Origin of the sequence: Arthrobacter sp. NicSoilB4 (genome assembly GCF_019977335.1) — a bacterium.
GTDB lineage: Bacteria > Actinomycetota > Actinomycetes > Actinomycetales > Micrococcaceae > Arthrobacter.
Genome location: NZ_AP024653.1, coordinates 2,407,029 through 2,420,597 on the forward strand (window position 1 = coordinate 2,407,029; position 13,569 = coordinate 2,420,597).

At 67.5% G+C, this 13,569-nt stretch carries 13 protein-coding genes; 4 read left to right on the forward strand and 9 right to left on the reverse strand.

Going from position 1 to position 13,569, the window contains the following annotated elements:
- Positions 1-8: 8 nt before the first annotated feature.
- A complete protein-coding gene (gene cysK, locus LDO13_RS10925) occupies positions 9-944 on the forward strand; it encodes a cysteine synthase A (protein WP_224046777.1) in 936 nt (311 codons plus the stop codon).
- Positions 945-980: 36 nt separating this feature from the next.
- Positions 981-1,565 carry a serine O-acetyltransferase EpsC gene (gene epsC / locus LDO13_RS10930; RefSeq protein WP_224046778.1) on the forward strand — a complete coding sequence of 195 codons (585 nt, stop codon included), beginning with the start codon at positions 981-983 and terminating at the stop codon, positions 1,563-1,565.
- A gap of 31 nt (positions 1,566-1,596) precedes the next feature.
- Here the strand turns inward: epsC and LDO13_RS10935 are convergent, their stop codons facing one another.
- Together LDO13_RS10935 and gndA are read right to left on the reverse strand one after the other, a co-directional pair.
- Positions 1,597-2,430, reverse strand: coding sequence for an oxidoreductase (locus tag LDO13_RS10935; RefSeq protein WP_224046779.1), 834 nt, complete (start codon positions 2,428-2,430; stop codon positions 1,597-1,599).
- Positions 2,431-2,549: 119 nt separating this feature from the next.
- The gene (gndA, locus tag LDO13_RS10940; RefSeq protein ID WP_224046780.1) at positions 2,550-3,986 is read right to left on the reverse strand and encodes an NADP-dependent phosphogluconate dehydrogenase; all 1,437 of its coding nucleotides are present in this window, start codon (positions 3,984-3,986) and stop codon (positions 2,550-2,552) included.
- A 239-nt stretch (positions 3,987-4,225) separates the two neighbouring features.
- Here gndA and LDO13_RS10945 point away from each other — a divergent pair, with 239 nt between their 5' ends.
- Positions 4,226-4,954 carry an FCD domain-containing protein gene (locus tag LDO13_RS10945; protein WP_224046781.1) on the forward strand — a complete coding sequence of 243 codons (729 nt, stop codon included), beginning with the start codon at positions 4,226-4,228 and terminating at the stop codon, positions 4,952-4,954.
- A 42-nt stretch (positions 4,955-4,996) separates the two neighbouring features.
- Here the strand turns inward: LDO13_RS10945 and LDO13_RS10950 are convergent, their stop codons facing one another.
- Genes LDO13_RS10950 through LDO13_RS10960 form a run of 3 tightly spaced genes read right to left on the reverse strand, consistent with a single transcriptional unit; the run spans position 4,997 to position 7,789 of the window.
- Positions 4,997-6,064 (reverse strand): zinc-binding dehydrogenase, encoded by a 1,068-nt coding sequence (locus LDO13_RS10950; RefSeq protein WP_224046782.1) that lies wholly within the window; start codon positions 6,062-6,064, stop codon positions 4,997-4,999.
- Positions 6,064-6,834, reverse strand: a complete 771-nt coding sequence (locus tag LDO13_RS10955) for an SDR family oxidoreductase (RefSeq protein WP_224046783.1) — start codon at positions 6,832-6,834, stop codon at positions 6,064-6,066. Before LDO13_RS10955 ends, LDO13_RS10950 begins: the two co-directional genes overlap by 1 nt.
- Before the next feature lie 13 nt (positions 6,835-6,847).
- Positions 6,848-7,789, reverse strand: a complete 942-nt coding sequence (locus LDO13_RS10960; RefSeq protein ID WP_224046784.1) for an NAD(P)-dependent oxidoreductase — start codon at positions 7,787-7,789, stop codon at positions 6,848-6,850.
- 78 nt (positions 7,790-7,867) lie between these two features.
- Here LDO13_RS10960 and LDO13_RS10965 point away from each other — a divergent pair, with 78 nt between their 5' ends.
- Positions 7,868-8,932 (forward strand): D-2-hydroxyacid dehydrogenase, encoded by a 1,065-nt coding sequence (locus LDO13_RS10965; RefSeq protein ID WP_346347016.1) that lies wholly within the window; start codon positions 7,868-7,870, stop codon positions 8,930-8,932.
- 240 nt (positions 8,933-9,172) lie between these two features.
- Here LDO13_RS10965 and LDO13_RS10970 read toward each other — a convergent pair whose 3' ends face one another.
- From LDO13_RS10970 to LDO13_RS10985, 4 genes are all read right to left on the reverse strand, one after another.
- A complete protein-coding gene (locus LDO13_RS10970) occupies positions 9,173-10,522 on the reverse strand; it encodes an MFS transporter (RefSeq protein WP_224046786.1) in 1,350 nt (449 codons plus the stop codon).
- A gap of 168 nt (positions 10,523-10,690) precedes the next feature.
- Positions 10,691-11,488, reverse strand: a complete 798-nt coding sequence (locus LDO13_RS10975; RefSeq protein ID WP_224046787.1) for an IclR family transcriptional regulator — start codon at positions 11,486-11,488, stop codon at positions 10,691-10,693.
- Positions 11,489-11,662: 174 nt separating this feature from the next.
- The gene (locus LDO13_RS10980) at positions 11,663-12,499 is read right to left on the reverse strand and encodes a fumarylacetoacetate hydrolase family protein (protein WP_224046788.1); all 837 of its coding nucleotides are present in this window, start codon (positions 12,497-12,499) and stop codon (positions 11,663-11,665) included.
- Positions 12,500-12,783: 284 nt separating this feature from the next.
- Positions 12,784-13,074 carry a hypothetical protein gene (locus LDO13_RS10985; RefSeq protein ID WP_224046789.1) on the reverse strand — a complete coding sequence of 97 codons (291 nt, stop codon included), beginning with the start codon at positions 13,072-13,074 and terminating at the stop codon, positions 12,784-12,786.
- Positions 13,075-13,569 lie beyond the last annotated feature (495 nt).

The following is a 13,569-nucleotide window of genomic DNA, read 5'->3' on the forward strand; positions in this document are numbered from 1 at the left end:
AGACACCCATGGCACGGATCTATGACGATGTTACCCAGCTGATTGGCGGCACCCCGCTGGTTCGGCTCAACCGGCTGACCGAAGGACTTGACGCCACCGTGGCCGTCAAGCTGGAGTTCTACAACCCGGCCAACAGCGTCAAGGACCGGATCGGTGTCGCAATCGTCGACGCCGCGGAAAAGTCCGGCGCCCTGAGGCCCGGCGGCACCATCGTCGAAGGCACGTCCGGCAACACAGGCATTGCCCTGGCCATGGTCGGCGCCGCCCGCGGCTACAAGGTCATCCTGACCATGCCGGAAACCATGTCCACCGAACGCCGGGTCATGCTCCGCGCCTATGGCGCCGAGATTGTGCTCACTCCCGGCTCCGAGGGCATGCGGGGCGCCGTCGAGAAGGCCCAGGAGATCGTCGCCAACACGGAGAACTCCATCTGGGCCCAGCAGTTCGCCAACGAGGCCAACCCCGAGGTCCACCGCCAGACCACGGCCGAGGAAATCTGGTCCGACACCGACGGCAAGGTGGACATCTTCGTCGCCGGCATCGGCACCGGCGGAACCGTCACCGGCGTCGGACAGGTGCTGAAGGAGCGCAAGCCCGACGTGCAGATCATCGCCGTCGAGCCGAAGGACTCCGCCATCCTCAACGGCGGCGCCCCGGGCCCGCACAAGATCCAGGGCATCGGCGCCAACTTCATCCCGGAAATCCTGGACACCAACGTCTACGACGAGGTCCTCGACGCCACCCTCGAGGATTCGGTCCGCGTGGCCCGGGAGCTCGGCGTCAAGGAAGGCATCCTCGGCGGCATCTCCTCCGGCGCGATCGTCTGGGCCGCCCTGGAACTGGCCAAGCGCCCGGAGAACGCCGGTAAGCTTATTGTTGCTGTGGTCTGCGACTTCGGTGAGCGTTACATCTCCACCGTGTTGTACGACGACATCCGCGGCTGAGCCCGGCCCCGTCCCAAGATTCGTAGAAAGGTCTTTGTGAGCTTCTTCGCAAGACTGAAGGAAGACCTCGACGCCGCCCGGTCACACGACCCGGCGGCTCGAGGTTCTTTTGAGAACTTCTTTGCCTACTCCGGCCTGCACGCCATCTGGCTCCACCGCGTGACGCACCGGATGTGGCAGAACCCGGCCCTGCGCTTCCCGGCGCGGCTGATTTCGCAGCTGGCCCGGTTCCTGACCGGGATCGAGATCCACCCCGGCGCGACGATCGGCCGCCGCTTCTTCATCGACCATGGCATGGGGGTCGTCATCGGCGAAACCGCCGAGATCGGCGAGGACGTCATGATTTACCACGGCGTGACCCTCGGCGGCCGCTCCCTGGCCAAGGTCAAGCGCCACCCCACCATCGAGGACCGCGTCGTGATCGGCGCCGGAGCCAAGATCCTGGGCCCCATCACCATCGGCCGGGACAGCGCCGTGGGCGCCAACGCCGTCGTGGTCAAGGACGCCCCGGCCGAATCGATCCTCACGGGTGTGCCGGCCACGTGGCGGCACCGGGACGCACAGCGCGAGACCAAGCCCGCCGTCGACCCGGCCGAATACCTGATCGAATACCGGATCTGACGCGCGGGCCCTGCCGCCTGACCTTTCGAACCTACGCGGGAAACCGCTTGTAGATTCTCCAGATGACGACGTCGAACGCCCGGTCCGGCAGCAGACGCCGCAGCAGGAGGATGGCCCGGGCGCCTTTGCCCACCGGATAGCGGGTCTTTGGCCTCGCCGACGTCGCGGCGTGGACGATCGTATCGGCAATGACGTCCGGCGGGGTGGACATCGACGAGCCCACGGTGGAAGCCAACGCCGCCGCCACCACCTTCGCCTGGTCCATGTAGGGCCCGTGGCCGGACGTGGCCAGCAGGCTGTCGCCCGAGATGGCGCCCCATTCCGATTCGGTTCCGGACGGCTCGATGATGCACACGTCAATGCCGTGCGGCTTGAGTTCGATGCGCAGTGAGTCGCTCAGGCCCTCGACGGCGAACTTCGTGGCGTGGTACCAGGCTCCCAGGGGCTCGTACATCTTTCCGCCGATCGAGGACACGTTGATGATCCTCCCCCGCCCCGCCGCCCGCATCCCGGGGAGCACCAGCTGGGTCATCCGCGCGAGGCCGAAGAGGTTGACGTCGAACTGGCGCCGCCCCTCGGCCAGCTCCACTTCCTCCAGCGACCCGTAGGAACCGTAGCCGGCGTTGTTCACCAGGACGTCGACCCGGCCGTGGTCCGCAATCACCTGCCCGACGGCGGCGCTCATGGACTCCTCGTCCGTGACGTCCAGCGCCAGGACCGTCACCCCGTGGGCCTTGAGCGGCTCCATTTTCTCGACGCGGCGGGCACCCGCGTAGACGGTGAACCCGCGGGCCGCGAGTTTCCAGGCTGTTTCAAAACCGATTCCGGTGGAGGCACCGGTGACGAACGCTACGGGCTGGGTCATCTGTTGCACTCCTGTGACGGGAACGTGGACGGCCGCGTGGACGGGGTTCCAGGGGAAACGTGAACGGCCGGTGCTCCCAGAGTAACGGGGAGCACCGGCCGCCGGCGTTGATCGTCGGACTAGTGGGTGTCCACTGCCTCGATTTCGGACTTGTCCTCGCCCCAGAGGGTGTGGAAGGTTCCTTCGGCGTCGACGCGGCCGTACGTGTGCGCGCCGAAGAGGTCACGCTGGCCCTGGATCACGGCGGCCGGGAGGCGCTTGCGGCGCAGGCCGTCGTAGTACGCCAGCGACGAGGAGAACACCGGCACCGGAATGCCGAGCTGGACGGCGGTGGAGACCACGCGGCGCCAGGCCGGGAGGACGTCCGCGATCGCCTTGGTGAACGCCGGGGCGAAGAGCAGGTTGGCCGGCTTCTCCTCCGCGGCGTACGCCTTGGTGATCTCCTTGAGCAGCTCGGCGCGGATGATGCAGCCGCCGCGCCACAGGGAGGCGATCTCGTCCAGCTTCAGGTCCCAGCCGTATTCCTTCGCCGCTGAGGTGAGCATGTCCAGCCCCTGCGCGTAGGAGACCAGCTTGGAGGCGTACAGCGCCTGGCGGACATCCTCGACGAAGGTCTCGGGCACCTCGACGGCGGCCTCGCCGCCGGCCAGCAGTTCCTGGGCCAGCTTGCGCTGCTCGGCCTGGGAGGACAGTGCACGGGCGAAGACCGATTCGGCGATGCCCGACGTCGGGGAGCCCAGCTCCAGCGCGGAGATGACGGTCCAGCGGCCGGTGCCCTTCTGGCCGGCAGCGTCCACGACGACGTCGACGAACGGCTTGCCGGTCTTGGCGTCCACGTGGCCGAGGACCTCGGCGGAGATCTCGATGAGGAAGGAGGCGAGCTCGCCCTTGTTCCACTCTTCGAAGATCTTGGACTGGTCCGCCGGTTCGATGCCCGCGCCGGAGCGCAGCAGGTCGAACGCTTCGCCGATGACCTGCATGTCGGCGTATTCGATGCCGTTGTGGACCATCTTGACGAAGTGGCCGGCGCCGTCGGTGCCGATCCAGGCGCAGCAGGGCTTGCCGTCGACGTGCGCGGCGATCTTTTCCAGCAGCGGGCCGAGGGCGTCGTAGGACTCCCGGGAGCCGCCGGGCATGATCGAGGGGCCGTTGAGGGCGCCCTCCTCACCGCCGGAGACGCCGATGCCGACGAAGTGCAGGTCCGTCTTGGCCAGCGCGGCTTCGCGGCGGCGGGTGTCCTCGTAGTGGGAGTTGCCGGCGTCGATGATGATGTCGCCCGGTTCCAGGAGCGGTTCGAGCTGCTCGATCACGGAGTCGACCGGCTTGCCGGCCTTGACCATGATGAGCACGCGGCGCGGCTTCTCCAGCGAGTCAACGAGCTCCTGCAGGGTCTCCGTGCGGACAAAGTCGCCGTCCTGGCCGTGCTTCGCCAGCAGTGCGTCGGTCTTCTCGACGGACCGGTTGTGCAGGGCAACGGTGAAGCCGTTCCGGGCCAGGTTGCGGGCGAGGTTGGCCCCCATCACCGCAAGGCCGGTGACACCGATGTGTGCTGACATCAAAACTCCAATTCATTCTGTGCAACGAGTGCAGTTCGTCCCGCGCGTGGGGCGGGGCTTTCCTTCTTGGGATCAGTGGCTGTCAATAAACCATATGTATTTCCGCGGGCTACGGGAAAGCAGTGCCCACGTGGCGGAATATGGCGCGTCACAAACAGTCTATGATTTCCGGCGCCCTCCGCGCCGGTCCGTGGCGAAACGGCGGCTGGAACAGCGCCCGCCGCACTATGCTTACGACTATGTCAACCAGCCTCCACCACCGTGCGATTGAGCATCTCGGCACCCGCATCGTCGCGGGCGACCTCCCCGCCGGCCACATCATGCTGGCCGAGCACCTCGAAGAGGAACTCCAGGTCTCCCGTTCGGTGGTCCGCGAGGCAGTGCGTGTCCTGCAGTCGCTCGGCCTGGTCGAAACGACCAAGCGCGTGGGTATCCGGGTGTTGCCGGCCAACCGGTGGAATCCCTTCGATCCGCAGGTCATCCGCTGGCGCCTCGCCGGCGAAGGCCGCGGCGCGCAGCTGCGCTCCCTCGCCGAGCTGCGCACCGCCGTCGAACCCGTGGCCGCCGAACTGGCCGCCGCCAACGCCCCGGAGGAGATCCGCCGCGAGCTGGTGGACGTCTCGCACGCGATGCGCGACGCCGGCCGGGCCGGGGACGTGCCGAAGTTCCTGGAGCTGGACATCCACTTCCACTCCCTGCTGCTGACCGGCTCCGGGAACGAAATGTTCGCCAACATGGTGGGCCAGGTGGCCGAAACGCTGACCGGGCGCACCGTGCACGGCCTGATGCCGGACCACCCGCGCGACACGGCGCTGCAGTGGCACGTGGACGTGGCGGAGGCGATCGCAGCGGGGAACCCGGCGGCCGCCCGCGAGGCTTCGGACCGGATCATGCGGGAGACCATCTCGGACATGGAACCGGAATGGAAGGACCAGCCGAGGGTGTTCGTCCCGGTCCCGCGGCCCTAGCCGCACTGCCCGCGAAGGACGGCTCCGCTGGCCCAGCCACCCTCACTCCCCTGCGGCCGGGCCGAAGTCCAGCAGCACCTTTCCGGAAACAGCCGCGTTCCGGGCCACTTCGAAGGCTTCCAGCCCGCTGCCGAGCGGGAAGGTGTGGGTGACCACCGGATCCACCAGCAGAGATCCTTCGGCGAGCGCGTTGATGACGTCATCGATTTCGTCGTTGAAGCGGAACGAGCCCAGCAGCTCCAGCTCGCGGGTGATGGCCAGCGAGATCAGGACGGGCTGGGGCCCGGTGGGCAGGAGCCCCACCATCACCACTTTGCCGCCGCGGACTGCACCCTTGATCGCGGAGGCAAGGCCGTGGTGGCTGCCCGAGGATTCAATGACGACGTCCGCCGCGACGGCCGCGATGGCCTCTGCATCGTCGCCCTTGAGGACCTCGTCGGCGCCCACGGCGCGGGCTATTTCCAGCGGCAGCTCGTGCATGTCCACGGCCACGATCCGCCGCGCCCCCGCACGCTTGAGGACAGCCACGGCCAGCGCGCCGATGGGGCCGCTGCCGATCACGAGGGCCGTCTTTCCCGCCACGTCTCCCGCGCGCCCGACGGCGTGCCAGGCCACGGCCGCAGGTTCCGCCAGCGCGGCCGTCTTCAGGTCCAGGCCTGCCGGCAGGGGACGGAGCATCCGGGCGGGCAGGACGGCGTACCGGATGAAGGCACCGTCGGTGTGCGGGAAACGCGCGGCACTTCCAAGGTAGGTGCAGCCCGGCGAAATGTTCGGACGGTCCTCCGGATACGGGGCGGCGCCCGGCCCCGGCGTGGCGGGGTGCACGGCGACGCGGGTGCCGGCCGCGGGACCCGTGCCGTCCCCGGCTGCCACGAGGACCGTTCCCACGATTTCGTGGCCCAGGATCATCGGCGCCTTGAGGACCGATTCCCCGGCGGCCCCGTGCAGCCAGTAGTGCAGGTCCGAGCCGCAGATGCCGCCGAAGGCGACCTCGACGACCGCCTCACCGGTCCCCGGCGCGGAGACGGGAATGTCCTCGATCCGGAGATCGCCCGCTGCGTGGGCCACCACTGCGGCCGCCGTGGCAGGAACTTCCGCTGCGCCGCCCATCAGACCACCACCGTCATTCCGCCGTCGATGAAGATGGTCTGGCCGTTGACGAAATTGGAGCCGTCGGACGCGAGCCAGACCGCCGGGCCGGCGAGGTCCTGCACGGTCCCCCAGCGGTGCGCCGGGGTCCGGCCGAGGATCCAGGCGTTGAACTGCTCGTCGTCCACGAGGTTCTGGGTCATTTCAGTGTGGATGTAGCCCGGTGCGATCCCGTTGATCTGCAGGCCGGACCCGGCCCACTCCGCCGTCATGGCCCGGGTCAGGTTCCGCAGCCCACCCTTGGCAGCAATGTAGGGGGCGATCGTGGGGCGGGCGAGGTCCGTCTGAACGGAGCAGATGTTGATGATCTTGCCCCGCCCGCGCGGAATCATGTACCGCGCCGCTTCACGGCCCACGAGGAAGGCGCTGGTCAGGTCGGTGGAGATCACCCGCTCCCAGTCGGCGACGTCGAGCTCCAGCATGGGGACCCGGTGCTGGATGCCGGCGTTGTTGACCAGGATTTCGAGCGGTCCGACGTTCTCCTCCACCCACGCGACGCCCCGCGCCGCCGCAGTGTCGCTGGTGACGTCGAAGGCGCAGCTGGAAATCCGCCCGGGCGGGTAGTCAGCCGCCATCGCGGTTTCGGCGGCCTTGAGCCGTTCGGGGTTGATGCCGTTGAGCACCACCCTGGCGCCGGCATCGGCCAGCGCCCGGGCCAGCGCGTTGCCGATCCCCCGGCTGGAGCCGGTGACCAGTGCGGTCCGGCCGGTCAGGTCAAAAAGTCCACTCATGGTTCGCTGATCCTCACTTGGTGCCGGCGGTTGTGGCGGCTGTTGTGTCGTCTCCAGCGGCGTCGCTGAGGTTGGCGACTGCCTGCCGGACGACGGCAAGGTCCTTATCTCCCAGTCCCTGGCGCAACAATTCGGCGTAGAGTCCGACGCCGGCGGACGCCATCGGCACGGCGGCACCGGCGGCGGCGGCACTCTCGATCACGAAGGACAGGTCCTTGTGCATGAATTTGGCCGGCCCGGTGGGCTCGTAGTCCTTCGCGGCGAGCCGCGGGCCCACGATGTCCAGGACCCTGCTGCCGGCCAGGCCGCCCGCGAGCACGTCATAGAGGGCAGTGACGTCCAGGCCCGAGCGGTCGGCGAGTTCCGCGGCCTCGGCGAGCGCCGCCGTCGTGGTCCCCACGATGAGCTGGTTGCATGCCTTGGCGAGCGACCCGGCGCCCAGGGGCCCCAGCCGCCGCACGGTGCTGCCCAGGGCGTTGAAGAGCGGAACGAGCCGCTGAAAGTCCTCTTCGCCGGCGCCGGCCATAATGGCCAGGGTCCCCTCCACGGCGCCTGTGGTGCCGCCGCTGACAGGGGCGTCGACGACGACGGCGTTTCCGCCGCTCGTCCGGGCCACGCGTGCCCCGAATTCCTGCACCGCGGCCGGCGAGACGCTGCTCATGACCACCAAGGCGGTTCCGGCGGCGGGCGGGTTCGCCGACCAGCTGGCCAGAAGTCCCGCGGCGGCGTCTTCGATGTAGGACAGATCCGGGAGCATAAAGATGATGACCGGGGCGTCGCGGAGTTCTTCGACGCCGCCCACGCGTACGCCGCCCCGGGCTTCGAACTCCTCCAGCGCCGCCGGCGAACGGTTCCAGGCGCTGACCGCCCAGCCCGCCTTGAGGAGGTTTGCCGCCATCGGCGCCCCCATCAGGCCCAGGCCCACAAAGCCTGCTTCCTTCCGGTCCGTATCCATGCTGCCTCACTTCGTTGTGGCTAATCTTTCGAGTGCCCAATTTCTTGAAACTGTTCAATATCCTAGCCGCCATTCAGTATGATGAACACTATGACGACTCAAACCACCGTCGCGATCGCCGTCCCGCTCGAAGCAGAGCTGGTGGAGCGCATCCGCGCAGTAGATCCCTCCGTTACCGTCCACTACGAACCGGAGCTGCTGCCTCCGGAGCGCTTTCCCGCAGACCACTCAGGCGATCCGGACTTCCGCCGGACGCCCGAGCAGGAGGAACGCTACTGGGACATGCTCAACCAGGCCCAGGTGCTGTACGGCTTCCCCAATGAAAGCCCCGCCGGCCTCGCCAGGATCGCCGGCAGCAATGCGCATCTGGAGTGGATCCACGCCATGGCGGCCGGAGCCGGCGGGGCCGTCAAGGCATCCGGGCTGGACGCCGAGGCCCTGCAGAAGTTCAAGGTGACCACGTCCGCAGGGGTGCACGCCCTGCCGCTCGCCGAGTTCGCCGCCCTCGGTATCCTCAACGGCTTCAAGCGCAGTGCGGAACTGGCACAGGACCAGGCGGCCAGGCACTGGCCCGAACTCCGCACGCCCACGCGGCTGGTCAACGGCTCACACCTCGTGGTCACCGGGCTCGGCGAGATCGGCCTCGAGACGGCCCGGATCGCCCGCGCCCTCGGCATGACTGTCAGCGGCACCAAACGGACGGTGGAACCCCTCGACGGCATCCAGGACGTCACGGACAACGACGGCCTTGCCGGCCTGCTGGCCACGGCGGACGCCGTCGTCAACACCCTTCCCGGCACCCCGTCCACCGAGAAACTCTTCAGCCGCGAAGTGTTCGCTGCCATGAAGCCGGGGACGGTCTTTGTGAACGTGGGCCGCGGCACCGTTGTGGACGAGGAGGCGCTGCTGGAGGCGCTCGGGAACGGCCAGGTGTCCTACGCATGCCTCGACGTGTTTGCCGTGGAGCCGCTTCCGCAGGACAGCCCGCTGTGGAACCACCCCCGGGTGATGGTGTCCCCGCACACCTCCGCCCTCAGTGCCGCCGAAAACCGGCTGATCGCGGAACGCTTCTGCAGCAACCTGCGGACCCACCTCGACGGCGGCGAACTCCCCCACCTCGTGGACACGGTCCACTTCTACTAGGTCCCGGCTGCCACCGGGTCCCGGCGGGCAGGTCCCGCTGGTTCTGCGGTCGCGGTTGCACCATCCAGGGCGGCCCTCCAAAACGGAGGGCCGCCCTTCTGCGTCGGTTCGTGCCGCGTCGCCAGGCGCCCTCCGCGGCGCAGGCTCTCTCCCGAAAATGCGTGGGGCCGTGGCCCCCTCCTGAGCGGAAGGGGCCACGGCCCTGGGTCACGCCGCCGGCCAGCGGCGGGCGCGGGGGTTCTAGCTGGCGTCCTCCGTCAGGAGGAGGTCGCGTCCCACGGTCTCGGGGGTGAAGAAGGTCGTGACGAACGAGATCAGGGCGAGCACGAGCGAGTAGATGGCGAGCACCAGCCAGGAGTGGTCCGTGACAGCCAGGAGCGCCGCACCCACCAGCGGAACAAGCCCGCCGGCCATCACGGCAGAGAGCTCGCGGCTCATGGCCACACCCGTGAACCGGTACCGCGAACCGAAGAGTTCGGGCAGCAGCGGGCACTGCGGGCCGAGCATGGACTGAACGCCGAGGGCAATGCCCACCACCATTACGATCCACACGAGCGTGACGTTGCCAAGGGTGACCAGGTAGAACGCGGGCAGCGCGATCAGGGCCTGGAAGAGCGCACCGTAGCGGTAGACCGGAACCCGGCCGAACCGGTCCGACAGCGCACCGAACGTGACAACCATAACGGCGGCGAAGCCGGCGGCAATGAGCAGGCCCACGGGTCCGATGAACTTGTCGCCGGGGAAGACCCCGTCCTTGGCGGCCAGGAAGGCGATCAGCAGGGCGGAGTAGATGGAGGAATTTCCGTTCTCGCCCATCCGCAGGCCGATCCCGATGAGGGTGTTCTTCTTGGAGTGCTTCCACAGCTGGCCGATGGGGTTCTTGGCCACGTTCTTGTGCTTCTCAAGTTCCTGGAAGACGGGCGTTTCTTTCAGCCGCAGCCGGATGAAGATCGCAACCGCAATCAGGAGCACGCTGGACAGGAACGGAACCCGCCACAGCCAGCCCTCCAGGGTGGCCTTGTCCGACATGGCGATCAGGGCAAAGGTTCCGGCGCCGAGCAGGGTGCCGAGCTGGATGCCGACGAACGGGAGCGCAGCGAAGAAGCCCCGACGGCGGCGCGGTGCGACTTCGGAAATCAGCGTGGTGGCCCCTGCCTGCTCCGCGCCGGCGCCCAGGCCCTGGAGGATGCGCAGGGTGACCAGGAGAACTGCGCCCACCATTCCCGCCTGTTCAAAGGTGGGCAGCAGGCCGATGGCGAAGCTGGCCGTACCCATCAGGCCGATGGTGAGGATGAGGACCATCTTGCGGCCGAACCTGTCGCCGATGTAGCCGAAGATCATTCCGCCGAAGGGCCTGGCCGCGAAACCGACGCCGTACGTGGCAAACGAGGCGATCAGGGCGCCGTCGTCGCCGAGCGGCTTGAAGAACAGCGGGCCGAAGATCAGGGCCGAAGCCAGGCCGTAGATGTAGAAGTCGTAGTACTCCAGAGCCGAGCCCACGGAGCTGGCAAGCGTTGCCCTTCGCAGCTGATCCGGATCGACGACGGCGCCGTCCGCTTCAACAAGCGGTGTATTCGTACTAGTAGTCACAAGCACTCCCTCAAGAACACTCCAGACCCCCGTTGGCCTGGTGGGATATGAACAACCCCCACGAGGGATGATCACCATGTTGAACAGCGTACAACATGGTGATCACCCAGCCAATGTGTAATCCGATTTATTTTCGGCGATCCTCCCGACCGGACGCCGGCGTCGGCGTCACCCCATGGGATTGCCGAGGGAACGGGCCAGTTCCTTGAGTTCTTTGACCATCAGGGCGCCCTGCTCGTCCGAGTAGGTGGCCTTCAGCGCGGTGACCGACAGGCCCAGGCTGGGCCCGTGCGCACCGCGGGTGGGGACGGAGACGGCCAGGCAGACGACACCGGTGGTGGATTCCTCGTCCTCGAAGGCATAGCCCTGTTCCCGGATGACCTCGAGCTGGGCTTTGAGTTCGGCGCCGGTCCGCAGCGATTTCGGCGTCAGGACGGGCAGTTCGGCGTCGTCCGGGAACATCTCGGCAATGTCGTGGTCATGCAGGCGTGCCAGCAGCGCCTTGCCGACGGCACAGAGGGACACCGGCATCTTGTCGCCGATGTTGGACGTCAGGCGCACCGCGGGATGGCCCTCATAGCGGGCCAGGTAGATGACGTTGGTTCCGTCCAGCATGGCGATGCGGACGGTTTCGCCGGACAGCGTCGGGGCCTGCTCGCAAAACCGGTAGAACTCCTGGACCTCGTCGAGGCGGCTGAGATAGGCCGCGCCGAGCTCGACCAGTTTGCGCCCCAGGGTAAAATCGGCGCCCTGGCGGTTGATGAGCCGGGCCTCCTCGAGCGCAAGCAGAAGGTTTGATGTCGAGGATTTCGGAATCCCCAGCTCCCGGGCGAGATCGCTCAGCGTGAGGCGTCCGGTCGCAGAGGCTGCGAGGGCCTCCAGCACGGCGGCAGCGCGGGTGACCGCCGGCGCCGGCGAGGCGCTCCCCAGTCCATCAGAGGTACGGGGAATTCGGGAATCGGCCATGATTCTCCTTCAGGTATCGCGTGTGTGCCACAGGCGCCATTCGAACGGCTGTTCATTCAGCTGAACAGTAACCATCATAATGTCTGGGGTTGCCAATCGCCCACAGCGGGCGGAGGGCAGGAGCGGGGCGTCGCCGGCACTCTGCGTCGAGCCGGACGGGGCCCGCACTCGGCGTCAGGCCGCGCCCGCGGCCACGACCGGATTCGTGAGCTCCCCGATCCCCTCGACACGGCAGGTGACGGTGTCGCCGGGGACGATGCGTGCGCACTCGGCGGGGAAGCCCGTGAGCACCAGGTCGCCGGGGTGAAGTGTCATGAAGGACGTCACGTAGACCAGGATTTCCTCCACACCCCAGCCCAGGTCAGCCGAGCTGGCCGCCTTGAGCTCAGTGCCGTTGTGGGTGATGCCGATGGCCAGGTTGGCGCCGTCAAGGTCCGTGACGATCCACGGCCCCGCCGGCGTGAACGTGTCCTGGCTCTTGGCGCTGATCCAGAGCTCGTCCGTCTTCTGCAAGTCCCTGGCCGAGACATCGTTTCCGATCGTGAACCCCAGAACGGCCGTGAGTGCGTTGCCCAGCGTCAGCCCGCGGGCCCTGCTCCCGACGACGATGGTGAGTTCCGCTTCCGGATCCACGTGGCCCACGCCCGACCCCAGCTCTATGGCGTCCCCCGGTCCGACCACGCTGGTTGCTGCCTTGTGGAAGGCCTGGGGAGGCAGTGCGCGGCCCGCACTCCCGGTGTTGTGTGCCATGCCCAGGACATTGGCCGGGGCGCTTGGTGCCAGGAACGTAAACGAGCCTTCCTCCACCAGGGCGCCGGTTTCCCACCCCGTCCGGTGCGCACTGCCGGCGTTCGCCACGGAACCGGGGAACGGCGAGTCGGTCACCGTCCACAGCCGCCCTGCCTCACTGTCGAAGTCCGGGGCATCGTTGGCGACAAAAAAGTGCTCGGCCTCCGAGATTGGGGCTAGGGGGCGGACACGGGCAATACGGCGGGCACTCGCGGCGTTCATGAAGACATCCTAGGTGGGGGTCCCGGACCGGTCCGGATTATGTCGGGCCGGGCACCATCCACAGCGGGCCCGCCGGGCGTTGGCTGCGGCGTCTAATTGCCCTTAATTACGCCATCGAATAGGCATTTCCGCAGGTCAGAAACGATGCCGCCTGTTTCACATTTCCAAATATTCACGGTATATTCATACCAAGCCTTCCACCGCGGCATCCCCCAATAGTCGCGGTGGAAGGCTTTTCCAATGCCTCGGGAAGGTCCTGCTTTTCGGGCCTTGCCGGACCGCCGCTACGCCGCGTCCGCGATGGCCCCCCGCAGCCGCCAGCCGCCACCCAGCCCGTCACGGATGATTTCCATCGTGGTGAGGGCGGAACCCGCATTGCGGCCCAGCCTCGCCTGGATCTGCCAGACCTCGACGTCGACGCGGCTCAGCCCCTTGGGCATCCGGCGCTCCGCCTCCCACCAGCTGACCCGTTCGAACCAGCGGACCGGCTCCGCGCCGACAATCCATTCGCGGCCGCCGCGCACGACCGCCTGGGGCCTGCCATCCGGGCCCGCTTTCACCATGACGTGTTCCATGCCAGCCACGGTAGGCCGGGGCACCGACAATTTCCGCGGCGCCACCTGACGCCGTGGGCATAGGCAGGAGCCGACCCCCAGGAGGTGACTGTCTGACTAACACCCGTCTGCGCTCGACGTCAGTGCCATGAGATCGACCTTCTGACCTCCGCTCGGTTTCCTGCAACTCCGATGCATATAATCGATCTGCCTCCCGCTGGGAGCGCTGTGGATTCAATACTTTGGAGGCTGATGTGGACGAGAGTTTGGCGCGTGTTTGGGTTGCTTCCGCAGACAGTGAGTCCGCGGACTTTGCAGCGGATCAAGCGCGAATGGACCTACGCGATGCAATGACCGATGCCCTGGATGGGGGCGCAGATCCGCAGAGTGTTTGGGCGGCTTCCAATGCCACCGACTCCGACATGATGCGCGACCATCAAGAAGCGGATCTGCCCGAGTTGGCATAGTTGAAAGGCGTCAGCGGTCGCAGCCTGATGCGACCGCTGGCGCCTTGAA

Bases quoted from the DNA above. Each gene is read 5' to 3' on its own strand.
- LDO13_RS10935 (WP_224046779.1), bottom strand. From the start codon at position 2,430: ATGACCCAGCCCGTAGCGTTCGTCACCGGTGCCTCCACCGGAATCGGT.
- LDO13_RS10985 (WP_224046789.1), bottom strand. From the start codon at position 13,074: ATGGAACACGTCATGGTGAAAGCGGGCCCGGATGGCAGGCCCCAGGCG.
- cysK (WP_224046777.1), top strand. From the start codon at position 9: ATGGCACGGATCTATGACGATGTTACCCAGCTGATTGGCGGCACCCCG.
- LDO13_RS10980 (WP_224046788.1), bottom strand. From the start codon at position 12,499: ATGAACGCCGCGAGTGCCCGCCGTATTGCCCGTGTCCGCCCCCTAGCC.
- LDO13_RS10945 (WP_224046781.1), top strand. From the start codon at position 4,226: ATGTCAACCAGCCTCCACCACCGTGCGATTGAGCATCTCGGCACCCGC.
- LDO13_RS10955 (WP_224046783.1), bottom strand. From the start codon at position 6,834: ATGAGTGGACTTTTTGACCTGACCGGCCGGACCGCACTGGTCACCGGC.
- LDO13_RS10965 (WP_346347016.1), top strand. From the start codon at position 7,868: ATGATGAACACTATGACGACTCAAACCACCGTCGCGATCGCCGTCCCG.
- LDO13_RS10950 (WP_224046782.1), bottom strand. From the start codon at position 6,064: ATGGGCGGCGCAGCGGAAGTTCCTGCCACGGCGGCCGCAGTGGTGGCC.
- LDO13_RS10975 (WP_224046787.1), bottom strand. From the start codon at position 11,488: ATGGCCGATTCCCGAATTCCCCGTACCTCTGATGGACTGGGGAGCGCC.
- gndA (WP_224046780.1), bottom strand. From the start codon at position 3,986: ATGTCAGCACACATCGGTGTCACCGGCCTTGCGGTGATGGGGGCCAAC.
- LDO13_RS10960 (WP_224046784.1), bottom strand. From the start codon at position 7,789: ATGGATACGGACCGGAAGGAAGCAGGCTTTGTGGGCCTGGGCCTGATG.